The following is a 22,717-nucleotide window of genomic DNA, read 5'->3' on the forward strand; positions in this document are numbered from 1 at the left end:
AGGGGCGAAGGGGACGACCGCCCCCTTCCGGGTGCAGGGCAGCGCCCTGCATCACCCCACCCTCACGCAAAGCGCCGCAAATCCAGCGTCCGCGGCTGCTCCAGCGACCGCCGCACGACCGGCGCCGCCATCACCCCCACCGTATGGCCGAACGGGAAGAAGCGAATGCGACGACGCGCCTCGGCCTCGTTCGCATTCACCGGCCGCGTTTCGTAATTGCGGCCGCCGGGATGGGCGACGTGATAGGTCAGACCACCGATGCTGCGACCGGTCCAGGTGTCGTACACATCGAATACCAGCGGAGATTGCACGCCCACCGTCGGGTGCAGGGCGCTGGGCGGGTTCCAGGCCTTGAAGCGCACGCCGCCGACATATTCGCCCTGTCGCTCGGTCCGGGTCAGCGGCACGCCGACGCCGTTGCAGGCCAGGATATAGCGTTCGTCCACCCACCCGGTCACGCGCACCTGGACCCGTTCGGCGGAACTGTCGACATAACGCACGGTGCCCCCCGCCGCCGGTTCCTCGGCCAGGGTATGCCAGGGTTCCAGCGCGTGGCGCAGGTCCAGCGTCATGCCCAGCAGCGGAACCGCGCCGATTTCGGGGAAGCGAAACGCCATGTGCGGCGCGAACCAGTCGGCCTCCAGCGGCGCGCCCAGGGCACGCAGCTCGGCGATGGCATCGGTGAAATCGCGGCTGACATAATGCGGCAGCATGAAATCGTCATGCAGGCGCGTGCCCCAGCGCACCAGCCGCCGCTCGTAGGGCTGTTTCCAGAAGGCGGCGACGGCCGCGCGCATCAGCAGCATCTGCGCCGCCGCCATCTGATGATGGGGCGGCATTTCGAAGGCGCGATATTCCACCAGCCCCAGCCGGCCGGACGCGCTTTCCGGTGCGTAGAGCTTGTCGATGCAAAATTCGGTACGGTGCGTGTTGCCCGTAATGTCGGCCAGCAGGTTGCGGAACAGCCGGTCGGTCAGCCAGGGCGGCGGCGGCTGGTCGGGCCGCACCTGCGCGAAGGCGATCTCCAGCTCCGCCACACTGTCGTCGCGCGCCTCATCCACGCGGGGATGCTGCGAGGACGGCCCGATGAACAGGCCGCTGAACAGATAGGACAGCGACGGATGGTTGTGCCAGAACCCGACCAGCGATTTCAGCAGGTCGGGCCGGCGCAGGAACGGGCTGTCGACAGCGCGGGCGGCGCCCATCACCACATGGTTGCCGCCGCCGGTGCCGACATGGCGGCCATCGACCATGAATTTCTCGGCGATCAGCCCGATCGCACGCGCCTCGTCATAAAGCTGCTCGCTGCGGCCGACATGCTCGTCCCAGCTCGCCGCGGGATGGATATTGACCTCGATCACGCCGGGGTCCGGCGTGATCGAGAAATTCAGCAGGCGCGGATCACGCGGCGGCTGGTAGCCTTCCAGCACCACCTTGCGCCCGAAGGCCCGGGCCGTGTCCTCGACCGCCGCGCACAGATCCAGCCAGTCTTCCGCCGCGTAGAGCGGGGGAAAGAAGACATGCAGGATACCGCCGCGTGCCTCGACCGCCAGCGCGGTGCGCACCAGTTCCGGCTCTTCCCGCCCGACTTCCACCAGATGGTCGGCCACGGCGCGATCCAGCGCGATGCGGCCGGTGCCGCCGCCCGGATAGGGCGGCAGGGCCGGCAGCTCCGACAGGGCGGGCACGTCTCCCCCCTCGCCCACGCCACCGCGCCCAGGCACCCCCTGTTCCGCCCAGCCGGGAGCCGTGCCCCCGGCCGAGGGGCCGGTGCGGCGGGCCAGCGCCGGATGGGGCGGCAGCGGCGGCATGGGCGCGAACGGATCGCGCTCCATGTCATGGTCGATCGCATCATCGCTGGCCCACAGCAGGCTCTGCAGCGGCAGGCGGAAGCCCACCGGCGCATCCCCGGGGACGAGGAACATCAGGTCGCCACGGAAGAACCAGCGCCCGGACTGCCAGCGGCGCACGCCGTCGCGCACCACGACGCGCAGCGGCAGCACGCTGCCGACCGGCACGTTCAGCCCGTGGCCATAGACGCGGGCCAGGCGCTCGCGCTCCAGCGGATCGCGCAGCTTGGAATCCTCGACGATCACATTGGCCGGCAGCCGATGCTCACGCCACAGATAGTAATGAATGTCCTCATAGGCCGGATTGACCAGGCCGGGATCGACCTGCAACCGCTCGGCCAGCGCACGGCAGAAGGCGGCGGCATCCTGTTCGGTCGCGGTATCGCTGTCATCGTCCGAGGCCAGCAGCGCCGGGTCGGTCCAGATCGGCTCGCCATCGCGGCGCCAATGGCATACCAGCGCCCAGCGCGGCAATTGCTCGCCGGGATAATGCTTGCCCAGCACATGCTGGATCGCCGCCCCTTTCGACCAGAGCGGCAGCAGCCGCCGCAGCAGCCGCCCGGCATAGGCGCGCTTGGTCGGGCCCAGCGCGTCGATGTTCCATTCCGGGGCGTCCATGTCGGCAGCGGCGATGAAGGTCGGCTCGCCGCCCATGGTCAGGCCTACCGCGCCCGCCTCAAGCGTCTCATCGACGGCACGTCCGGCCGCGAGAATCGCCTGCCATTGCGCATCGTCATAAGGCCGGGTGGTGCGCGGCGTTTCCAGCACCCGCGTCACCGACATGGCGAAATCGAAACTGGTCTCGCATTTCTCGATCAGGCCCGAGATCGGCGCGGCCGAGGCCGGCTCGGGCGTCGCGGCCAGCGGGATATGCCCCTCGCCGGTCAGCAGGCCGGACGTCGCATCCAGCCCGACCCACCCGGCGCCGGGCAGATAGACCTCGGCCCAGGCATGCAGGTCGGTAAAATCCTCGGTCGGGCCTTCGGGCCCCGTCAGGGGCTTCTGGTCCGCCACGAGCTGGATCAGATAGCCAGAGACGAAACGCGCGGCGAAGCCCAGGTTGCGCAGCACCTGCACCAGCAGCCAGGCGCTGTCGCGGCACGACCCGCGTCCCTGCTCCAGCGTCTCCTCCGGCGTCCACACGCCGGGCTCCATCCGCACCACATAGGCGATGCGCTGCTGGATCCGCTGGTTCAGCGCCACCAGCATGTCCACCGTGCGCTGCCGGCTGGGGTCGACGCCCGCCAGCAGCGCCGACAGCAGCGGCCCCGGCTCCTCACATACGCGATAGGGCGCCAGCTCGCCGGCCAGCACCGGATCGTAGGCGAACGGCCAGTGTTCGGCCTCGGGCTCGAGAAAGAAGTCGAACGGGTTGATCGTGGCCATGTCGGCCACCAGATCCACAGTGACCTCGAAACGGGTCACGCGCTCCGGAAACACGACCCGGGCCTGATAATTGCCCGACGGATCCTGCATCCAGTTGATGAAATGGGGTTTGGGTTCGATCCGCAGCGCGTAGGACACGATCGGCGTGCGGGCATGGGGGGCCGGGCGAAGCCGGATGGTCTGTGGACCGAGCGAGACCGGACGGTCGTATTGATAGCCGGTACGATGCGTCAGCGCGACGTGCAGGGTCATGCGTCGACCTTGAGCCAGAGTGATATTCCGTACCGGGAACGGTAGCCCAGCATGGTCCGCCGCGAACAGGGGGAAAGCGGAATTTCCCGCCGCCTCACCCCGGAATAATAGCAATACGGCGATGATGCCGATTGGCCCTTGGCGGCGGCGCAAATTCTTGCTTGGCTGTAACGGAAACACGGACCAGCAGGTGGGGTGGACATGAATCCTTCGCGCCTGATCTCCTGCCATGCACGGGAGAAAACGGGATAATGAGCGACCACGGGAGCGATCCGGGGCAGCAGCAGGCACAACAGGGGCCGGGCCTGTTCGTGTCCTACGATACGCCTGATTTCTATTGCGAATTGATGAACCGGCGGGACCCGCCGCCCGAAAGCCTGACCCTGATTCGCGAAAGGCTGGCCCATTTCGGGCTGACGGAACTGCGCCAGAGGGCCCGCGTCGCCGAGGCCGACCTGTATAATCTGGGCATCACCTTCACCGTCTATACCGATCGCGACGCGATCGACCGCATCCTGCCCGTCGACCTGATCCCGCGCGTGCTGACCGCCGCCGAATGGGACCATGTCGAGCGCGGCGTGCAGCAGCGCGTCGCGGCGATCAATCATTTCCTGTGGGATATCTACCACGAGCGCCGCATCCTGAAGGACGGCATCGTTCCCGCCGGGCTGGTGCTGGGCAACTCCAACTACCGGCCCGAGATGGAGGGGCTGGACGTCCCCGGCGGCGTCTACGTCCACATCAACGGCACCGACCTGGTCCGTGACGGCGCGGGCAATTTCCTGGTTCTGGAAGACAATGCGCGCACCCCCTCGGGCGTGTCCTACGTCATCGAGAACCGGCACATGATGCTGCGCAGCATGCCCGACCTGGCCGCCGGGCTGGACCTGATGCCGGTGGACGAATACGGGCCGCGCCTGCGCCGCGCGCTGACCGAAACGGCGCCCGCCGACATCCGGGACCCGCAGGTCGTCCTGCTGTCGCCGGGCATCTACAACTCCGCCTATTTCGAACATGTCTTCCTGGCGCGCGAAATGGGCGTGCCGCTGGTCGAGGGCCGCGACCTGATGGTCGAGAACGGCCGCGTCTTCATGCGCACCGTGGCCGGCCCACGCCCGGTCCATTCGATCTATCGCCGCCTGAATGACGATTTTCTCGACCCGCACGTCTTCAACCCCGACAGCATGCTGGGCGTTCCGGGGCTGGTGGACGCCTATCGTCGCGGCAACGTGACGATCGCGAACGCGATCGGCACCGGCGTCGCGGACGACAAGGCCGTCTACGCCTACATGCCGCGCATCATCCGCTATTATCTGGGCGAGGAACCGATCCTCTCGAACGTCGAGACCCATATCTGCGCCGAGCCCGAGGGACTGGCCTATACGCTGGCGAACCTGGACCAGCTGGTGGTCAAGCCGGTCGGCGAATCCGGCGGCTACGGCCTGATCATCGGCCCGCACGCCACCAGGGACGAACTGGAGACATTCCGCGCCAGCCTGCTGGCCGATCCGGCCAATTACATCAGCCAGCCGGTCATCGACCTGTCGGTCTGCCCCACATTGTGCGAGGCCGGGGTCGAGGCAAGGCATGTCGACCTGCGGCCCTTCGCCGTCACCGGCGAATCGACCTGGGTGCTGCCCGGCGGCCTGTCGCGCGTGGCACTGCGCAAGGGGTCGCTGGTGGTCAATTCCTCGCAGGGCGGCGGCTCGAAGGATACATGGGTGCTGGCATCATGAACCCTGTCATGATCGATATTCCGCCGGGCGGCATCGCCATGCCCAACCTGCTGTCGCGCTACGCCGAATGCACCATCTGGCTGGCGCGCTACATGGAGCGGATCGAGAACCTGGCCCGCCTGGTCGACGTCACCGAAACATTCGTGCGCGCGCGCAGCACCAGCAGCGGCTGGCTGTCGATCGTGCAGATCAACGCCGACGACGAACGGTTCTTCGAACGGCACGGCGCCGCGTCGGAGGAAAATGTCGTCGGCTTCTATGTCATCGACCGCGAGAATCCGAATTCCATCGTCTCGATCGCCCACGCGGCGCGCGAAAACGCGCGGTCGCTGCGGCCGCTGATCTCGACCGAGATGTGGATGCATCTCAACATGTTCACCAACGCGGTCAGCGCGCTGGGGCCGACCGATATCCGCGCCTCCAACCTCTCCGCCCTGTGCGCGCGGCTGAAGCAGGATTGCCAGACGCATCACGGCATCACCGAGGGCACGTTCTATCGCGACCAGGCCTGGCTGTTCTACCTGATCGGCCGCAACCTGGAGCGCGCCGACCAGATCACACGGCTGATCGACATCAAATACCACACGCTGCTGCCCAGCGTCGCCGGGGTGGGGTCCGAGGTCGATATCGGCCAGTGGGCCGCCGTGCTGCGCTCCGCCGCCGCCTATCACGCCTTCCGCCGCACGGTTGCGGGCGACATGACCCCGGCCAACGTGGTGGGCTTCCTGCTCAAGAATGACGGCTTCCCCCGCTCGCTCTCGACCAGCCTGCGCCAGTTGCACTGGGCGGTGGGGCACCTGCGCACCGATTACGGACTCAAGAACGGCTATGCCGCCGCCGAGCGGATCGAGGAACTGCGCGCCACCCTGGCGGAACAGACGGTCGAAGACATCATCGTGCGCGGCCTGCACGAATTCCTCGACTGGGTGCAGCGCGAACTGCATCTGGTCCAGGGCGAGATCGCCCGCGCCTTCTGGCCCCCGGCCATGCCGGCCTCCACCGCCAATCCGGAGCCCGGTTCGGGCTTCAGTCAGGAACAGTCCCAGTCATGACGTCGCCGTTCGATCCCGGCCGCCTGCCCCACGCGACACAATTCTATATCGATGGCGCATGGGTCGACCCCCTCGCCCCGCGCCTGCTCGATGTCATCGATCCCGCCACCGAGGCCCCGTGCGCCGCCATCGCGCTGGGCAGCGCGGGCGATGTCGACCGCGCGGTGGCGGCGGCACGGCGCGCCTTCGCCACCTGGTCGGTTTCGACCCGCGCCGAACGGCTGGCCGTATTCGACCGGATCCTGACGGTCTATCGCCGGCGCATGGGCGACATGGCCGCCGCGATCTCGCTGGAAATGGGCGCCCCCCTGCCCATGGCGCGCGACGCCCAGGCCTGGGCCGGCATGGCGCATCTCGAGGAAACGGCCCGCGCCCTGCGCGATTTCACATTCGACCAGCCCATCGACGGCATGCTGATCACGCGCGAACCGGTGGGCGTGGTCGGGCTGATCACGCCGTGGAACTGGCCGATGAACCAGATCGCCTGCAAGGTCGGGCCGGCACTGGCCGCAGGCTGCACCATGGTCCTGAAACCCAGCGAGATCGCACCGCTGAGCGGCCTGCTGTTCGCCGAAATCCTCGACGAGGCCGGTGTGCCGCCCGGCGTGTTCAACCTGGTCAACGGCGACGGCCCCGCGGTAGGCGAGGCCATTGCCCGCCACCCGGATATCGAGATGGTGTCCTTCACCGGCTCGACCCGTGCGGGCACCATCGTCGCCCGCCTGGCGGCCGACACGGTCAAGCGCGTGCATCAGGAACTGGGCGGAAAATCGCCCAACATCATCCTGCCCGACGCCGATTTCACCGACGCCGTGCGGCGCGGCGTGGCCGGCTGCTTCGGCAATTCGGGCCAGTCCTGCGACGCCCCGACCCGCATGCTGGTACCCGCCGGCCGAATGGACGAGGCCATGGCCATCGCGGCACAGGCAACGGCGACCTTCATCGTCGGCCCGCCCGATGGCCCGAACACCCGGCTGGGCCCGGTGGTCAGCCAGGTGCAGTTCGACAAGATCCAGCACCTGATCCAGGTCGGCATCGACGAGGGCGCCACCCTGGTCGCCGGCGGACCGGGCCGGCCGGACGGCCTGCCGGTCGGCTATTACGTACGCCCCACCGTGTTCGGCCGCGTCACCCCGGACATGACGATCGCGCGCGAGGAAATCTTCGGCCCCGTCCTGTCGATCATCGCCTATGACGATGTGGACCACGCAATCGCCATCGCCAACGACACACCCTACGGCCTGGCGGCCTACGTGCAGGGCGGCGACCTGGCCCAGGCCCGTGCGGTGGCCCGGCGCCTGCGGGCGGGCAATGTGAACATCAACGGCGCCCCCTGGACCGTGGCCGCCCCCTTCGGCGGCTACAAACAGTCCGGCAATGGGCGCGAATGCGGCGAATACGGGCTGGCCGACTTCCTGGAAATCAAGGCCATCCTGGGATACGGGCCCGACGCGTGACAGGCATCGCCGCCCTGCCGGCCAGCCTGTATGCCGACACCGCCCGGCCGGCGGCACCCACCCCGCCGCTGGCGGGCGAAACCCGGGTCCAGACCGTCCTGATCGGCGGCGGCTTCACCGCCCTGTCGGCCGCCCTGCACCTGGCCGAAGCCGGCCACGCCGTGGCGGTGCTGGAGGCCAACGAACCCGGCTGGGGCGCCTCGGGCCGTAATGGCGGACAGGTCAATCCGGGCCTCAAGACCCTGCCCTCCGAGGTCGAACGCCATTTCGGCCCGGAACGCGGGGCCCGCCTGGCCCAGGCGGCGTGGACCGCCCCCGACCTGGTGTTCGACCTGATCGCGCGCCACGGCATCGACTGCGCCGCCGCGCGCGGCGGCACCCTGCGGGCCGCCATCGCCGATTCCCAGATCCCGGCCCTGCGGCAACTGGCCGACGAATGCGCGGCACGCGGCGGCGATGTCGCGTGGCTGGATGGCACGGAAATCGCCGCGCGCACCGGCACGGCCCATTATCGCGCGGCCCTGCTGGACCGCCGGGGCGGACAGGTCAACCCGCTGGCTCTGGCGCGCGGCCTGGCCGAGGCCGCCATCGCCCACGGCGCCGCGATTTACGGCGGCTCCCGCGCGCTATCGGTGCGCCGCGACGGCCCATGCTGGCGGGTCGGCACGCGCCAAGGCGCGGTGCTGGCCGACCGCGTGGTCTTCGCCACCAACGGCTATGCCGACCGGTTGTGGAACCGGCTGCGCCGCACCGTGGTCCCCGTCACCAGCGCCATCATCGCCAGCGCCCCCCTGCCACCCGAAGCCCGCACCCGCATCCTGGCCGGGCGCGAGGTGCTGTACGAACTGGGCGAGATCACGACCTATTACCGGATCGACGATGCGGGGCGGCTGCTGATCGGCGGCCGGTCGACGCTGGGCGAGCGCGACGGGCCGGACGCCTTCCCGTTCCTGCGCCGGCAGGCGCTCGCCCTGTGGCCCTTCCTGCGCGACGTCGCCTGGACCCACGGCTGGAACGGGCATGTGGCGGTCACGATGGACCATTACCCGCACTGGCACGAGCCCATGCCCGGCATCATCGCCTGCCTGGGCTATAACGGCCGCGGCGTCGCCATGGCGACGGTCCTGGGCCGCGAGATCGCACGCCGCGCCCTGGGCGCCGGCACCGAAGACATCCTGCTGCCACCCGGCCCGATCCGCCCGATCCCCTTCCACGACGCATGGCCCCTGGGCGTGACGGCCAAAGTCCTGCAAGGCCGTCTCGCCGACGGGCTGGCACGCCTGATAGCGCGGCAGTAAACGGAACTACCCCTGCCGCGCCGGGTCCTGACGCGACAGGTCCGGGCGCGGCTGGAACGCGCGGATACGATTCCCGTCCGGATCGGCCATCGTCACGCTGCGCCCGAAATCCAGTTCGGTCGGCCCTTGCAGGATCGTGTAGCCGCGTTCCACCCACACGGCATGGACGGCCTCGACGGCGTCCGTCCGAAAGGCGATCTCGCCACCCTGTCCGTGCGTGGATGCGGGCTGAACATCCACGCGCTTCACAAGCCCAGCGTGTTGCCGCCCGGAAACCGGAACAGGGCAAAGGTTCCGGATCGATAGAGAGGCGCCGTGCCAGGCAGTACGGAATAACGCACATCACGACGGGCAACGTCACGAAGCCTCCGCAGCACCCCGCTGAACCCGCGCCCTACGGATCGAAATGACGGTCCAGCATCGCCACATTCTCGCGGATCGCCTGCACCAGCGCCTGCACCGCCGGGCTGCCCTCGGCGCCTTTCTGCAATTCGACGACAAAGGGCAGGCTGGGCAGACGCGGCAGGCCGGCTTCGGCCTCGTCGATGATCAGCAGCCCCTCCGGAATGAAGCTGCGCCCGAAGACCGAAATCCCCAGGCCTGCCACGATCCCGGCCCGCAACCCGGTGATGCTCAGGCTGGTATGCGCGATCTGGAAAGGGATTGCAGCCGCATGCAACGCCTCGATCACCATGCGCCGGCTGATGCTGGGCTCGGGATGCAGGGCCAGCGGCAACGGGCGCTGCGCGTACAGCATGGGCTCGTCCGGCGCGGCAACCCACATGAGTTGATCGGTCATCAGCGGCTCGGCCCCTTCGGACGGCGTCCGCGTCTTGGCCAGGATCACGTCGAAGAAGCCGGCATGCAACTTGTCGATCAGGTTGGCGCTGAGGCCGATTTCGATCTGCAGGATCACATGCGGGTAGAAGCGGCGAAAGCGGCGCAGAATGTCCGGCAGGCGCGAGGTGGCGAAATCCTCGGCCACGCCGACGCTGACATGGCCGCTGACCATCGGCGCGCCGAACGCACGCTCGGCCTCCATCACGGCACCGAGGATACGGCGCGCATGGACCAGCAGCCGCTCGCCATCGGGCAGCAGCCCGACCCGGTGCGTGGAGCGATGCAGCAGGCTGCGCCCGACCTGGGTTTCCAGCCGCTTGATATGCTGGCTGACCGACGATTGCGTCAGGCCCAGACGTTCGGCCGCCTGAGTGAAGCTCCCTTCCTCGACGACGGCGAGAAAGCTCTCGAGAAGCGCATTATCCAGCATGATATATTTATTAGAAAACTCTCTCACCAACCTGTCAATAATTCGCTCTACCGATAACCATTCGCCTGGGTCTAGGCTCCGCCATCGGCTTGCGGAACGGGACGGACTCCATGCGGGATTGGACGAAACAACGGACGGAACGGGCAAGGCGGCTGGAACAGGCCGCCCCCTTCGCAACGGGCAAGGTGGTGAAGGCCGATGACGTCACGGCGCTCCTGCAACGGGTCATCCGCAGCGGCGACCGGCTGTGCCTGGAGGGGGACAACCAGAAACAGGCCGATTTCCTGGCAAGATGCCTGACGCGCGTCGATCCCGCGACGATCCACGACCTGCATATCGTCCAGTCGGGCCTGGTCCTGCCGGAACATCTCGACCTGTTCCGGCTCGGCATCGCCAGAAAACTCGATTTTTCCTATTCGGGCCCGCAATCGGGGGCAATAGCCCGCGCGCTGGACAAGGGTAATATCGAGCTGGGCGCCATCCATACCTATATCGAGCTCTTCGCCCGCTATTATGTGGACCTGACGCCCAATGTCTCCCTGATCGCGGCGGTCTGCGCCGACCGCGAGGGCAATCTCTATACCGGCCCCAATACCGAAGACACGCCGACCATCGTCGAGGCCACAGCCTACAAGAGCGGCATCGTCATCGCGCAGGCGAACAGGATCGTCGACAAGGTGCCGCGGGTGGACATTCCGGGCGACCAGGTCGATTTCATCGTCGAGGCACCCGAACCCTTCTATGTCGAGCCGCTCTTCACCCGCGACCCAGCCGCCGTGACCGAATCCCAGATCCTGATGGCGATGATGGCGCTGAAAGGCATCTACGCCGAATATCAACCGAAGCGGCTGAATCACGGAATCGGCTTCGCCACCGCCGCCATCGAACTGCTTCTTCCCACCTATGGCGAGCAGCTCGGCATGCGGGGCAAGGTCGCCACCCACTGGGCGCTGAACCCGCACCCCACGCTGATCCCGGCCATCGAAAGCGGCTGGGTCGAACAGATCCATTGCTTCGGCAGCGAAGTGGGCATGGACGGCTACATGTCCGCCCGCCCGGATATCTATTTCATCGGCAAGGACGGCACGCTGCGCTCCAACCGCCTCCTGTGCCAGAACGCGGGCCTGTATGCGTGCGACATGTTCATCGGCGCGACCCTGCAGATCGACCTGGCGGGCAATTCCTCCACCGTCACCCCGGACCGGATCGCAGGCTTCGGGGGCGCCCCCAACATGGGGTCGGACGCCCACGGCCGACGCCATGTCTCGGAGGCATGGCTGAAGGCGGGGCATGAGGCCGCCGGAGGCGCCGGTCCGCTGGTCAGGGGCCGCAAGCTGGTGGTACAGATGGTCGAAACCTTCGGCGAAGGCATGAAACCGGCCTTCGTCGAGGAACTGGACAGTATCGCTCTGGCCCGAAAACTGGGCATGCCCCTCTCCCCCGTCATGATCTTCGGCGACGACGTAACGCATATCGTCACCGAGGAAGGCATCGCGAACCTGCTCCTGTGCCGCGATGCTGACGAAGTCGAGCAGGCCATCCGGGGCGTGGCCGGCTATACCCCCGTCGGCCTGGCCCGCGATCGGAAAAAAGTCGAGGAACTGCGCGGCCGCGGGGTGATCCGCCGACCGGAAGATCTGGGCATCGACCCGTTGCAGGCCAATCGCAACCTGCTGGCCGCGCGATCCATCCGCGACCTGGTGACATGGTCCGACGGGCTGTACGCGCCCCCCTCGAAATTCCGGAACTGGTGAGGCAGACATGGAAACATTCACCATCCGCGCCCAGGCGCCCCGCCCCCTGCCCGGAACGCGCGCACAGGCCATCGTCGGCGTCGTGGCATCGGGCAACCTGGAAATCCTGCTGGAACGCACGGGCGAGACCGACGCGGTCGAAATCACGGTCGAAACCGCATCCCACGGCTATCGCACGGTGTGGGAGGCCGTCATCGCCGATTTCGTCGCCCGCTCCTCCCCCGGCGGCATCCGGCTTTCCATCCACGACAACGGGGCACGACCGGATACGGTCATGCTCAGGCTCATGCAGGGCACGAATGTTCTGGAGAAACAGCCATGATTCCACAAGACATCGCGCACGAGCCGAGCTGGTACGAATCCAGCGCCCGCGCGCGGATCGACGGCGTCCTGGACCCCGGCAGCTTCACGGAACTCCTGGGCCCGCAATGCAGGATCATGAGCCCCCATCTGGCCCTGTTCGACCTGCCCCCCGCCTTCGATGACGGCATGATCGTCGGCCGCGGCCTGCTGGACGGCCACCCGGTCGCGGTCGCGGCACAGGAAGGGCAGTTCATGGGCGGCACCTTCGCCGAGGTCAGCGGCGCCAAGCTGGTCGGCCTCCTGCGCGCCGCCGCCGCATCCGCCGGCACCAGCCAGACGGTGTCGGCCGTGCTGCTGCTGCTCGATACCGGCGGGGTACGCCTGCAGGAAGCCAATGCCGGCGAACTGGCCGTGTCCGAGACCATCCGCGCCGTGCTGGCGGTGCGCCAGGCCGGTATCCCGGTCATCGCGCTGATCGGCGGCCGCGCGGGCGCGTTCGGCGGCGGCAGCCTGGTCGCATCCTGCTGTTCGCGCATCGTCATGACCGAGCAGGGACGCATCTCCGTCACCGGTCCGGAAGTGATCGAGACCAACAAGGGCGCGGAGGAATTCGACTCCCGCGACCGCGCGCTGGTCTGGCGCGTGACCGGCGGCCGAAGCCGCGCGCTGCTGGGCGGCGCGGACCGTTACATCCGGGGCGACGTCGCCAGCTTCCGCGCGGCCGCACGCGACCGCGCCAACCCGCCCGCCTTCGATATCGATACCATGCGGGCGGAACAGGTACGGCTGGAAAAGCGCCTCGAACGGTACGGGGATTGTCACGACACACCCGAAATCTGGGCCCGCATGAACCTGCCCGACCCCGCCGGAATATCGGAAATCGACGATGCCGCCTTTATCGAACGCCTTGCCGCGACCGGAGGCGCCCATGACGCCCGCTGACCTGCTCGCAGCCCTGTTCCCATCGGGCCACACGGTCGTCGTCGGCCCCGACAACATCATGTCCGGCACCGCCCTCGCTACCGGCGGAACGGAGGTCGCGGTGCTGGGCATCGCCAACGCCACCCCGCTGAGCCCCGAGATCGCCATCACGCTGGCCGGGCAGATTCTGGACATCCTCCGGGCCGACGACCGGAAGCCGATCGTGCTTCTGATCGACACGGCGAGCCAGCGCATGACGCGCCGTGACGAGATGCTGGGCCTGTATGAATATCTCGGCCACCTGGCAAAGGTCATCACACTGGCGGGGGCCAGGGGCCACCGCACGGTCGGCATCCTGTACGGCACGGCCGCCGCCGGCGCCTTTATCGCAACCACCCTGGCGACGCAGACGCTGATCGCCGTGGACGGCGCCCACCCAAGCGTCATGGACCTGCCCTCCATCGCCCGCGTGACGAAGCTGCCGCTGGAAACGCTGGAAGAAAAAGCCCGCACAACCCCGATCTTCGCCCCCGGCGTCGCCCCGCTGGCCGCCACCGGCGCGGTCGCCGAAATCTGGACGGCAGCCAATGGCGACCTGTCGCACCGCCTGGCCACCGTCCTGGCCGCAATCCCCCCGGCAGACGACCGCGACCAGCTGGGCGCGGCACGGGGCGGCCGGAAGCTGGCACACGATGTCGCGGAGAAAGTGGCCGCTTCCTTCGCCGGCGAGGCCGGCTAGATGCCTGCGGTTCGGCGCCACGCATTGCTCGTCGTCGAACCCTCCGTGTGGGGCATCGCGGCACGGACCCAACCGCTCGCAGCGGTCAGGGACTGGGCCGCCCGCGGCTGGCCCCTGATCTGCCGCCGCCCGCTCCCGTCGGAAACCGGAGGCATCGCGCTGGGCCTGCCCCTGCCCCCCACGCTGGGCAAGCAGAGACTGTCCTTCCTGCTCCCCGCAGATGCCCTGCGCCCTTATGAAGGATCGTCCTGCCTGTCCGCCCATGCCACCTGCCCGGCATTGACCGATGCGCGCCGGGAAGATCTCGCGCGCCTTCTCGCCATCGGCGCACGGTACGGGGTGGCACCAGCCGTCACCGGCAGCCTGCTCTGGGCCGGCATCACCGGCCTGCCCTATCTGTCGGACCGCTCCGACCTCGACCTGGTCTGGCATGTCGAGCCCGACCGGACCGATATCGGGGGGCTCCTGAACACACTTCACGACCAGGAAAAAACTTTTTCCATGCCCCTGGATGGCGAGGTGATCTTCCCCGGCGACCGGGCAGTACAATGGCGCGAGCTTCTACATGCCCTCTCGGCGCCGGGCGAAGCAGAGGTGATGGTAAAATCCCTCCATTCCATCGGCCTTGTTCCTGTATCCACGCTAATGGCACCTCCCGGTGCAGCCGCCCCGTCATGACCGACGCGGCCCGCATTCCCACCTCGATCCCGGCCGGAAAGGCCCCCGTCATTGCCGGGGCCGCCTGGCGGTCGCTTCTGGATGAAGTGACGACCTGGCCCAAGCCCGGCCTGGTCAGCCATGTCGACACCGGCAGCCACACGGACATGAATGCGGAGACGTTCCGTAAAAGTGCCGATGCCATCGCGCCGTTCTTTGCGGACCTGTACCGCTGCGGCTTCCATGGCGGCACACTGGCCGCCCTGCGCGCAATCGGGCAGGCGGCGGAGCAAGCCATGCTGGCGGCAACCGGCGGCGTCAACACCCATCGCGGCGCCATATGGGGGCTGGGCCTTCTCAGCGCGGCCCGGGGCCGGCGCGACGCATCCGGCGACACCGCATCCTGCTGCGACATCGTCCGGCAGGTCTGGGGGCCGAATATCCACGCGACCCCGCCAGACCCGTCCAGCCATGGCGGCGATACGCAGCGCCGCTACGGTGCGGGCGGCGCACGGACCGAAGCCGCATGGGGTTTCCCCACCATCCGCTCGGTCGGGCTTCCAGCCCTCAATCGGGGCCGGCAACTCCGCCCCGACGATCCGCAGGCCGCCCGCGTGCAGTGCTGCATGGCGCTGATCGCCGTCCTGGAAGACACCAACCTGCTGCATCGCGGCGGCCGGGAAGGCCTGGCATTCGCCCGCGACCAGGCAAGAACCTTTCTCGATGGCGGCGGGGTAGGCCACCCCGCATGGTCCGCCCGGGCGGCAACCATCCATCGCCGGTTCGTCGCGCGCGGGCTGTCTCCGGGCGGGGCCGCGGACGGGCTTGCCATCTGCCTTTTCCTCGACCGGACCGACAGCTGAGCGGAAACGCTGCAGGGCCCGCGAGAACAAGAAACATCATAACAATAATAAGGGCGACACAATGTCGAGCGTTATCCTGATCTCTCTTGTCCCCATCTTTGCCGTCATGGCCGCCGGATATTTCGCCGGCAAGCGGGGACGGGTCGACAACAGGAATGTTGCCAGCCTGAACGTCCTGACCATGGAATTCGCCCTGCCGGCGGCCCTGTTCGCCACGACCGCCCAAGCCTCGCGCACGGTCCTGGCCGAACAATGGCCCCTCCTGCTGACCCTGCTGCTGGGCATGCTGATCGTCTTCGCGTTCGTCTGGGCGCTTCTGCGCCATGCGTCGGGCCTGTCCTCCTCCGTATCGGCCGTCGGCGCCCTCACCGTATCCCTGCCGAATTTCGCGGCCGCCGGCATCCCCCTGGCCTCGGCGGTCTTCGGCACGACGGGAAAACTCTATATCACGACAGCCATCGTGTCGGGTGCCATCGTGATGTCGCCGCTGACCCTGGCCTTTCTCGAAGCCTCCCGTGCCAGGGAAGGGACCAGCGGCCTGACCCTGCTGCTGACATCCATCGGGCGCTCGATGCTCAAGCCGCTGGTGATCGCCCCGTTCCTCGGTGTCGCCGTCGCGCTGCTCGGTATCGCCCTTCCGCCCTACATCCTGCGTTCGTTCGAACTGCTCGGCCAGGCGACAGCCGGCGTGGCCCTGTTCGTCACCGGCCTGATCCTGAGCGCACAGAAAGTCTCCTGGTCCGCGCGCATCGTCTTCCTCGCGCTCCTGTGCAATATCGTGCAGCCCCTGATCGCCATTCCGCTCACCCACCTGATCCCGATGCCGCAGCAGATGACCCATGCCGCCATCCTGCTGATGGCGCTGCCCGCCGGCTTCTTCGGCCTGCTCTTCGCCCTGCGCTACCAGGCCGACAGCCGCGATGCCGGATCGATCATGGTCGTCAGCACGCTGTTCAGCCTCGTGACATTGACGCTCACCCTGTCGCTGACGACATGATCCACATCGTCCCGGGGAAGGAACCATGAAACGGACCGTCGCGATCCTGTGTTCCGGCCAGGGCGGCCAGCATGCGCGCATGTTCTCGCTGGTCGCGGACCGCCCGGAAGCGCAGGATATTTTCCGGGACGCGGCCGACCTGCTCGGGGCCGATCCCAGGGACTATGTCCGCCACGCGACGGACGATGCACTCTACGCCAATCGGTCCGGCCAGATCCTCTGCTGCACGCTCGCGCTGGCCATCGGCACGCTGGTCGCACGCACCGGCGCGCGGCTGGTGTGCGCGGGCTACAGCGTCGGGGAACTGGCCGCCTGGGGCATCGCGGGATGCCTATCGCCCCGTCAGGTCCTGCACCTCGCCGCGCAGAGGGCCGAACTGATGGACCGCGCCAGCCCCCCCCATGCCGGGCTCGCAGGCATCGCCGGCCTGCCGGACGCCCGGCTGCACACCCTGCTGGCACGGACCGGCACCGTCATCGCCATCCGCAACGCCCCCGACGCCGCCGTCATCGGCGGCCTGCGCCCGAACCTGGAACAGGCGGTGGCGGAAGCCCTCGAAATGGGCGCCACGACCGCCCGAATTCTGCGCGTGGCCGTTCCGTCGCATACGCCCCTGCTGCACGACGCGGTCGCCCCCCTGCGCGACATGCTGCACGCCCTGCATCTGGCAAACCCTTCCCCCACGGTCAGGCTGCTCAGCGGGCTGGACGGCGAGCCGATCTTCCGCATCGCAGACGGGTGCGACAGGCTGGCGGCACAGGTCGGCACAACGGTGCGCTGGGACGCGTGCATGCAGGCCTGCGCGGAAGCCGATGCCGGATGCGTGCTGGAAACCGGCCCCGGCAGCGCGCTGTCGCGCATGGCGCGCACGGCCCTTCCCGACCTCCCCGTTCACGCCGCCGAGGATTTTCACAGCGTGGACGGCCTGCTCCGCTGGGTCGGGCAGGCCGCCCGCTGATCCCAACACGCTGAAGACCGGCGCGGGGAGGCATCCCGGCTGGAGCATGGCGCATGGTCCCGATTTCGTCCCATGATAGCAGCATCGCAGCCGCCGAAGCAGAAGGAAGCGACCTGCCGCATGACGCCTCCGAAAAAATCCCCGACCGTCGACCCGCTTGCACGCTTCGCCCCCGCGACCCGCACATGGTTCGACACGGCGTTCGCCTCTCCAACGGCGGTACAGGCGGCGGCATGGGCGGTCATCGGCGGCGGAGAAAACGCACTGGTCATCGCACCCACCGGCTCAGGCAAGACCCTGGCCGCGTTCCTGCACGCCATCGACCGGCTGTTCCGCGAGCGCGAGGCGGAGGCCGCAACCGAAACGGCGTCCCCGCCCGCAAAACCCGAAGCCAGGGCAGCGACACGCATTCTCTACATCTCGCCGGTCAAGGCCCTCGGCGCCGACGTGCAGCGCAACCTGCGCATCCCGCTCCATGGCGTCGAAGCGGAGCGAAAACGACGCGGCGACCCACCCGTCACGATCACCGTCGGCATGCGCACGGGCGACACGCCTGCGGCCGAACGGGCCGGCCTGCTGCGCCGCCCTCCCGACATTCTCATCACCACCCCCGAATCCCTCTACCTGATGCTGACGTCGAAGGCGCGCGAGACCTTGCGGGGCGTACAGGCCATACTCGTCGACGAGGTCCACGCGGTAGCCGGCACCAAGCGCGGCACGCATCTGGCCCTGAGCCTGGAGCGGCTGGACGCATTGCTGCCGACACCGGCCCAGCGGATCGGCCTGTCGGCAACCGTACGTCCGGCCGACCGGGTGGCACAGTTCCTCGGCGGCGCACGTCCGGTCACGATCGTGAACCCACCCTCCAGCCGCCGGCTCGACCTGAAGATCGTGGTGCCGGTCGAGGACATGAGCAAACTGGGCGCCCCCGTCGACCAGCCCGGCGAAGGGGGACGCAGCACCAGGGCCGGCTCGATCTGGCCGCATGTCGAAGCCAGCATCCTCGACCGGGTCCTGGGCCAGCGCGCCACGATCGTCTTCACCAATTCACGCGGCCTTGCCGAAAAGCTCACGGCCCGGCTCAACGAACTCTACGCCGAACGATGGGCCCAGGACCCGCCCGCCCCCGACACCGCACCACCCGTCCACTACGCCTCGGTCTCCGGCAGTACCGAAAAGCGATCGACGGGCGCCCCGCCCCTGATCGCCCGCTCCCACCACGGATCGGTCTCGAAAGAGCAGCGCCGCGAGATCGAGAGCAGTCTCAAATCGGGCGACCTGCGCTGCGTCGTCGCGACATCCAGCCTGGAACTCGGCATCGACATGGGGCTGGTCGACCTGGTGATCCAGGTCGCGGCCCCACCCTCGGTAGCAAGCGGCCTGCAACGGGTGGGCCGCGCCGGCCACCAGGTCGGCGGCGCCTCCGCCGGGCTGGTCTATCCCCGCACACGGCGCGACCTAGTCGATGCCACCGTCACCGTCGAATCCATGCGTGCCGGCCGCATCGAGGCCATCGATCCGCCGCGCAACCCGCTCGACGTCCTGGCGCAGCAGACGGTGGCCGCGGTCGCGGTCGCCCCGGTGAATGTCGAGGACTGGTACACGACCGTGCGCCGCGCCGCACCCTTCGCCACCCTCCCCCGCAGCGCATTCGATGCGACGCTCGACATGCTCGCCGGGCGCTATCCATCCGACGATTTCGCCGCATTCCGCCCACGCCTGGTCTGGAATCGCGAGACCGGCCTCCTCACGCCCCGTCCGGGCGCCCTGCAACTCGCCGTCACCAGCGGCGGCACCATTCCCGACCGGGGCCTCTTCACCGTCATCCTCCCCGAAGGCGAGGAGCAGGCCGGCTCGCGTCGCGTCGGGGAACTCGACGAAGAGATGGTCTACGAATCCCGGGTCAACGACATCATCACCCTCGGCACGACCTCCTGGCGCATCGAACAGATCACCAACGACCAGGTGATCGTGACGCCGGCACCCGGCCGCTCCGCCCGGCTGCCGTTCTGGCACGGCGACGGCACGCGGCGCCCCGCCGAACTGGGCGAGGCGATCGGCGCCTTCATGGCCACGCTCGACACCGCAACGCGCGAAGAAAACAGCGAAGACACCCCGAAAGCCGAAACCCTCCCCCGGCCGGAGGCAAGCCTGCACGCGGCCGGACTGGACACGAACGCCATCACCAACCTGCTCGCGCTCATCGGCGAACAGCGCACGGCAACCGGCGTGCTGCCCACCGACCGGACGCTGGTGATCGAACGCTGCCGCGACGAAGGCGGCGACTGGCGGGTCATCCTCCACTCCCCCTATGGCCGCCGCGTGCATGATCCCTGGGCGCTGGCGATCGCGGCCCGCATCCGGCGCCGGTTCCGGATCGACCCTTCGGTGGTGGCCAGCGACGACGGCATCGTCGCCCGCCTGCCCGACACCGACGGACGCGTACCGGGCGCGGAATTGTTCCTCTTCGACCCGGACAAGCTCCGCGCCATCGTGACCGAGGCCGTCGGCGGCTCGGCATTGTTCGCCGCCCGCTTTAGGGAATGCGCCTCCCGCGCGCTGCTCCTGCCCCGCCGCGCCCCCGGCCATCGCTCCCCGCTCTGGCAGCAGCGGCTGCGCGCCGGCCAGTTGCTGGAAATCGTGCGCGACCATCCGGATTTTCCGATCCTGGTCGAAACCGCCCGCGAATGCCTGCGCGACGTCTACGACCTCGCGGCCCTCGACACGCTGGCCCGCCGCCTCGCGGACGGCGCGATCCGCATCGTGGAGGTGACGACCGAAATTCCCTCGCCTTTCGCGGCAGACCTGCTGTTCGGTTACGTGGCCGAATTCATGTATGCGACCGACGCTCCCATCGCCGAGCGACGCGCCTCCATCCTGTCCCTCGACAGCGGACTGCTGGCCGACCTGCTCGGCGAAGTCGATCTCGGGACATTGCTCGATCCCACCGTGACGGCGCAGGTCGAAAGCGAATTGCAACGCCTGGCCCCGGCCTATCGCGCAAAGGGAAAGGAAGGCACCGCCGACCTCGTGCGCGAACTCGGCCCGTTATCGACCGAGGACGTCGCGCAACGCCTCACGGACGGCGACGCCCAATCCGCCCTGGCGGCACTCGCGAGCGAACGCCGCGTCATCCAGACGACGATCGCGGGCCGACCATGCTGGGCCGCCATCGAAGACGCCGCCCGCCTGCGCGACGCGCTCGGCGTAACATTGCCGGCCGATCTCCCCGACATCTTTCTCAACCCGACCGCCGACCCGCTCCGTGACCTGATCGCGCGCTACGCACGCACTCACGGGCCCTTCACGACGGAGGAGGTCGCAACCCGCTTCGGCCTCGGCGTCGCGGTAGCCGAGGCGGCGCTGGAACGGCTGCGCGACCAGGGCCGGCTGCTCAAGGGCAATTTCGGTGTCGAACGCCGGCTGGAAGCCCTGGCGGACGCCATCACCCCTCCCCCCACGCGCAATCCACTGGCGCACCACGAATGGGTAGCCGACGACGTCTTCCGGCGCCTGCGGCTGCGCGCCCTGCAAGCGGCGCGCGAGGCCACCCGCCCCGCCGGACAGGACGCCTATGTCCGCCTGCTGCTGGAACGCCACAATCTTCTCGCCGAACCCGCCCCCCGCGCCGTGCCGTCTCTGCCGCACGCGGCGGGGGGAATCCTCACCGGCATCCAGGGTGTCGCGCGTGTCGTCGAACAACTCGCGGGCGTGCCATTGCCGGCTTCGTTATGGGAGCACCAGATCCTGCGTGCCCGCGTGCCCGACTACAATCCCTCCATGCTGGACGAATTGATCGTCAACGGCAGTGTCCTGTGGTGCGGCCACGGCAAACTCGGCGGGGAAGACGGTCTGGTGTCCCTGCACCCCAGGGAATTCGCCGCCGAAACCCTGCCGCCCCCACCAGCGGCAGACGACATGCCGTCCCTGTCGCCGCTCCAGCGCGCGATCCTCGATCTTCTCGCCGATGGCGGCGCCTATTTCGCCCACCAGATCGCAACATTGGCCGCCGCCCGACTGGCAGAGAAGTCGGAGGATCAAACCCAAACCCAAGCCCCAACCTGGGACGGCGCCCCGTTCCTGTCGGCATCCGATCTCGATGCGGCCCTGTGGGACCTCGCCTGGTCCGGCGCCATCACCAGCGACAGCTGGTCGCCGCTGCGCGCACGCTCGGCCGTCCGCACGCCCCCCCGTCCACGCCCGATCCACCGCTCACATCGGCGCACGGGGTTTCATGGATCCGCCTTCCCCCGGCCAGGCACAGCCGGCATGTCCCGATCCGGCATGCTCGGCGACCCGACCCTTGCCGGCCGCTGGTCGCTGCTGCCGCGCGAGGCGGCCAGCGACACCGCCCGCGCGCTGGCCCTGGCCGAGGGGCTTCTCGACCGCTACGGCATCGTCACGCGCGGCGCCGCCATCGCCGAAGCGGTGCCGGGCGGCTTCCCCGCCCTCCAGACGATCTTCCGAAGCCTGGAAGATGCCGGCCAGATCCTGCGCGGCCGCTTCGTCGAAGGGCTCGGCGCCTCCCAGTTCGCGGAACGCGCGACCATCGACCAGCTCCGCGACCGCTGCGAACACGACAAACCAGACACACACGACAAACGCGGCAAAAGCGAAGCACGCGGCACACACGCAGGCCCTGCACCCGCCGACCATACACCAATCGGACTCTCGGCCGGCGACCCAGCCAATCCTTTCGGCACGATCCTGCCCTGGCCCCCGCACCCATCCGCAACCCGCCCAACACGCCGCCCCGGCGCCTTCGTCGTCATCGCCGATGGCCGAGTGGTGCTGTATCTGACCCAGGGCGGCCGCAACCTGCTGACCTATATCGACACGGAAGATCCCACCCTCGCCAACCGCCTCACCGCCGCCCTGAACGCCCTCACCACAGCACTCAAGCGTGAGAAACACCTCATGTTCACGCTGGAAATGGTCAACGACCATCCCGCAGGAACAACGAACCTCAACGCCGCCCTGCGCGCCTGCGGCTTCTCGATGCTGCCGAAAGGCCTGAGCTGGCACCAGTAGCACCCGCCCACCGGGGCGCCAGAACGCAGAAAAGCCACCCTTTCGGGTGGCTTTTCTTATGACCTATCAAGGACTTGAACCATGGTTGCGGGGGCAGGATTTGAACCTGCGGCCTTCAGGTTATGAGCCTGACGAGCTACCGGGCTGCTCCACCCCGCGGGGGTGAGGGTAGACTGGAAGACCTGGCGGCGAC

At 68.4% G+C, this 22,717-nt stretch carries 16 protein-coding genes and 1 tRNA gene; 13 read left to right on the forward strand and 4 right to left on the reverse strand.

The annotated features are described in order from the left end of the window. Positions 1 to 62: 62 nt before the first annotated feature. Positions 63 to 3,488: a transglutaminase family protein gene (locus HLH27_RS12665; RefSeq protein WP_182950391.1), complete on the reverse strand. Its 3,426-nt coding sequence runs from the start codon at positions 3,486 to 3,488 to the stop codon at positions 63 to 65. A gap of 251 nt (positions 3,489 to 3,739) precedes the next feature. On the opposite strand from HLH27_RS12665, the gene HLH27_RS12670 reads away from it, so the two are divergent. Genes HLH27_RS12670 through HLH27_RS12685 form a run of 4 tightly spaced genes read left to right on the forward strand, consistent with a single transcriptional unit; the run spans position 3,740 to position 9,031 of the window. Beyond that, a complete protein-coding gene (locus HLH27_RS12670; RefSeq protein WP_182950392.1) occupies positions 3,740 to 5,224 on the forward strand; it encodes a circularly permuted type 2 ATP-grasp protein in 1,485 nt (494 codons plus the stop codon). After that, on the forward strand, positions 5,221 to 6,276 hold the full coding sequence (locus tag HLH27_RS12675) for an alpha-E domain-containing protein (RefSeq protein ID WP_408870846.1): 1,056 nt from the start codon (positions 5,221 to 5,223) through the stop codon (positions 6,274 to 6,276). Before HLH27_RS12670 ends, HLH27_RS12675 begins: the two co-directional genes overlap by 4 nt. Beyond that, complete coding sequence (locus HLH27_RS12680) at positions 6,273 to 7,733, forward strand: aldehyde dehydrogenase family protein (RefSeq protein ID WP_182950394.1); 1,461 nt, start codon at positions 6,273 to 6,275, stop codon at positions 7,731 to 7,733. Before HLH27_RS12675 ends, HLH27_RS12680 begins: the two co-directional genes overlap by 4 nt. Then, positions 7,730 to 9,031 carry an NAD(P)/FAD-dependent oxidoreductase gene (locus HLH27_RS12685; protein ID WP_338029901.1) on the forward strand — a complete coding sequence of 434 codons (1,302 nt, stop codon included), beginning with the start codon at positions 7,730 to 7,732 and terminating at the stop codon, positions 9,029 to 9,031. Before HLH27_RS12680 ends, HLH27_RS12685 begins: the two co-directional genes overlap by 4 nt. Positions 9,032 to 9,037: 6 nt before the next feature. On the opposite strand, the gene HLH27_RS12690 is transcribed toward HLH27_RS12685, so the two are convergent. Both HLH27_RS12690 and HLH27_RS12695 read right to left on the reverse strand, forming a co-directional pair. Beyond that, the gene (locus HLH27_RS12690) at positions 9,038 to 9,331 is read right to left on the reverse strand and encodes a VOC family protein (protein ID WP_338029904.1); all 294 of its coding nucleotides are present in this window, start codon (positions 9,329 to 9,331) and stop codon (positions 9,038 to 9,040) included. A gap of 94 nt (positions 9,332 to 9,425) precedes the next feature. Next, positions 9,426 to 10,301, reverse strand: a complete 876-nt coding sequence (locus tag HLH27_RS12695; RefSeq protein ID WP_182950397.1) for a LysR family transcriptional regulator — start codon at positions 10,299 to 10,301, stop codon at positions 9,426 to 9,428. A 110-nt stretch (positions 10,302 to 10,411) separates the two neighbouring features. On the opposite strand from HLH27_RS12695, the gene mdcA reads away from it, so the two are divergent. From mdcA to HLH27_RS12740, 9 genes are all read left to right on the forward strand, one after another. Continuing rightward, positions 10,412 to 12,055, forward strand: coding sequence for a malonate decarboxylase subunit alpha (gene mdcA, locus HLH27_RS12700; RefSeq protein WP_182950398.1), 1,644 nt, complete (start codon positions 10,412 to 10,414; stop codon positions 12,053 to 12,055). A gap of 7 nt (positions 12,056 to 12,062) precedes the next feature. Further along, the gene (gene mdcC / locus HLH27_RS12705) at positions 12,063 to 12,377 is read left to right on the forward strand and encodes a malonate decarboxylase acyl carrier protein (protein WP_182950399.1); all 315 of its coding nucleotides are present in this window, start codon (positions 12,063 to 12,065) and stop codon (positions 12,375 to 12,377) included. Next, on the forward strand, positions 12,374 to 13,300 hold the full coding sequence (locus tag HLH27_RS12710) for a biotin-independent malonate decarboxylase subunit beta (protein WP_182950400.1): 927 nt from the start codon (positions 12,374 to 12,376) through the stop codon (positions 13,298 to 13,300). Before mdcC ends, HLH27_RS12710 begins: the two co-directional genes overlap by 4 nt. Further along, the gene (locus tag HLH27_RS12715; RefSeq protein WP_182950401.1) at positions 13,287 to 14,018 is read left to right on the forward strand and encodes a biotin-independent malonate decarboxylase subunit gamma; all 732 of its coding nucleotides are present in this window, start codon (positions 13,287 to 13,289) and stop codon (positions 14,016 to 14,018) included. The genes HLH27_RS12710 and HLH27_RS12715 overlap by 14 nt, the downstream gene beginning before the upstream one ends. Beyond that, a complete protein-coding gene (gene mdcG, locus HLH27_RS12720) occupies positions 14,019 to 14,696 on the forward strand; it encodes a malonate decarboxylase holo-[acyl-carrier-protein] synthase (protein WP_182950402.1) in 678 nt (225 codons plus the stop codon). After that, entirely contained in the window at positions 14,693 to 15,538 is an 846-nt protein-coding gene (mdcB, locus tag HLH27_RS12725) for a triphosphoribosyl-dephospho-CoA synthase MdcB (protein ID WP_182950403.1), read from the forward strand. The genes mdcG and mdcB overlap by 4 nt, the downstream gene beginning before the upstream one ends. Before the next feature lie 61 nt (positions 15,539 to 15,599). Further along, positions 15,600 to 16,535 carry an AEC family transporter gene (locus HLH27_RS12730; RefSeq protein ID WP_182950404.1) on the forward strand — a complete coding sequence of 312 codons (936 nt, stop codon included), beginning with the start codon at positions 15,600 to 15,602 and terminating at the stop codon, positions 16,533 to 16,535. 25 nt (positions 16,536 to 16,560) lie between these two features. Next, positions 16,561 to 17,493, forward strand: coding sequence for an acyltransferase domain-containing protein (locus tag HLH27_RS12735; protein ID WP_182950405.1), 933 nt, complete (start codon positions 16,561 to 16,563; stop codon positions 17,491 to 17,493). Positions 17,494 to 17,613: 120 nt separating this feature from the next. After that, positions 17,614 to 22,524, forward strand: coding sequence for an ATP-dependent helicase (locus HLH27_RS12740; protein ID WP_182950406.1), 4,911 nt, complete (start codon positions 17,614 to 17,616; stop codon positions 22,522 to 22,524). An 82-nt stretch (positions 22,525 to 22,606) separates the two neighbouring features. Here HLH27_RS12740 and HLH27_RS12745 read toward each other — a convergent pair. After that, positions 22,607 to 22,683: transfer RNA gene (locus HLH27_RS12745), tRNA-Met, on the reverse strand. Positions 22,684 to 22,717 lie beyond the last annotated feature (34 nt).

The sequence above is a fragment of the Gluconacetobacter takamatsuzukensis genome, assembly GCF_014174275.1.
Lineage (GTDB): Bacteria > Pseudomonadota > Alphaproteobacteria > Acetobacterales > Acetobacteraceae > Gluconacetobacter > Gluconacetobacter takamatsuzukensis.

Excerpts from the sequence above, each read along its gene's own strand:
- HLH27_RS12735 (WP_182950405.1), top strand. The coding sequence starts at position 16,561 with ATGAAACGGACCGTCGCGATCCTGTGTTCCGGCCAGGGCGGCCAGCAT.
- HLH27_RS12715 (WP_182950401.1), top strand. The coding sequence starts at position 13,287 with ATGACGCCCGCTGACCTGCTCGCAGCCCTGTTCCCATCGGGCCACACG.
- mdcG (WP_182950402.1), top strand. The coding sequence starts at position 14,019 with ATGCCTGCGGTTCGGCGCCACGCATTGCTCGTCGTCGAACCCTCCGTG.
- HLH27_RS12695 (WP_182950397.1), bottom strand. The coding sequence starts at position 10,301 with ATGCTGGATAATGCGCTTCTCGAGAGCTTTCTCGCCGTCGTCGAGGAA.
- mdcC (WP_182950399.1), top strand. The coding sequence starts at position 12,063 with ATGGAAACATTCACCATCCGCGCCCAGGCGCCCCGCCCCCTGCCCGGA.
- HLH27_RS12710 (WP_182950400.1), top strand. The coding sequence starts at position 12,374 with ATGATTCCACAAGACATCGCGCACGAGCCGAGCTGGTACGAATCCAGC.
- HLH27_RS12675 (WP_408870846.1), top strand. The coding sequence starts at position 5,221 with ATGAACCCTGTCATGATCGATATTCCGCCGGGCGGCATCGCCATGCCC.
- HLH27_RS12740 (WP_182950406.1), top strand. The coding sequence starts at position 17,614 with ATGACGCCTCCGAAAAAATCCCCGACCGTCGACCCGCTTGCACGCTTC.
- HLH27_RS12680 (WP_182950394.1), top strand. The coding sequence starts at position 6,273 with ATGACGTCGCCGTTCGATCCCGGCCGCCTGCCCCACGCGACACAATTC.
- mdcA (WP_182950398.1), top strand. The coding sequence starts at position 10,412 with ATGCGGGATTGGACGAAACAACGGACGGAACGGGCAAGGCGGCTGGAA.
- HLH27_RS12730 (WP_182950404.1), top strand. The coding sequence starts at position 15,600 with ATGTCGAGCGTTATCCTGATCTCTCTTGTCCCCATCTTTGCCGTCATG.
- mdcB (WP_182950403.1), top strand. The coding sequence starts at position 14,693 with ATGACCGACGCGGCCCGCATTCCCACCTCGATCCCGGCCGGAAAGGCC.
- HLH27_RS12665 (WP_182950391.1), bottom strand. The coding sequence starts at position 3,488 with ATGACCCTGCACGTCGCGCTGACGCATCGTACCGGCTATCAATACGAC.
- HLH27_RS12670 (WP_182950392.1), top strand. The coding sequence starts at position 3,740 with ATGAGCGACCACGGGAGCGATCCGGGGCAGCAGCAGGCACAACAGGGG.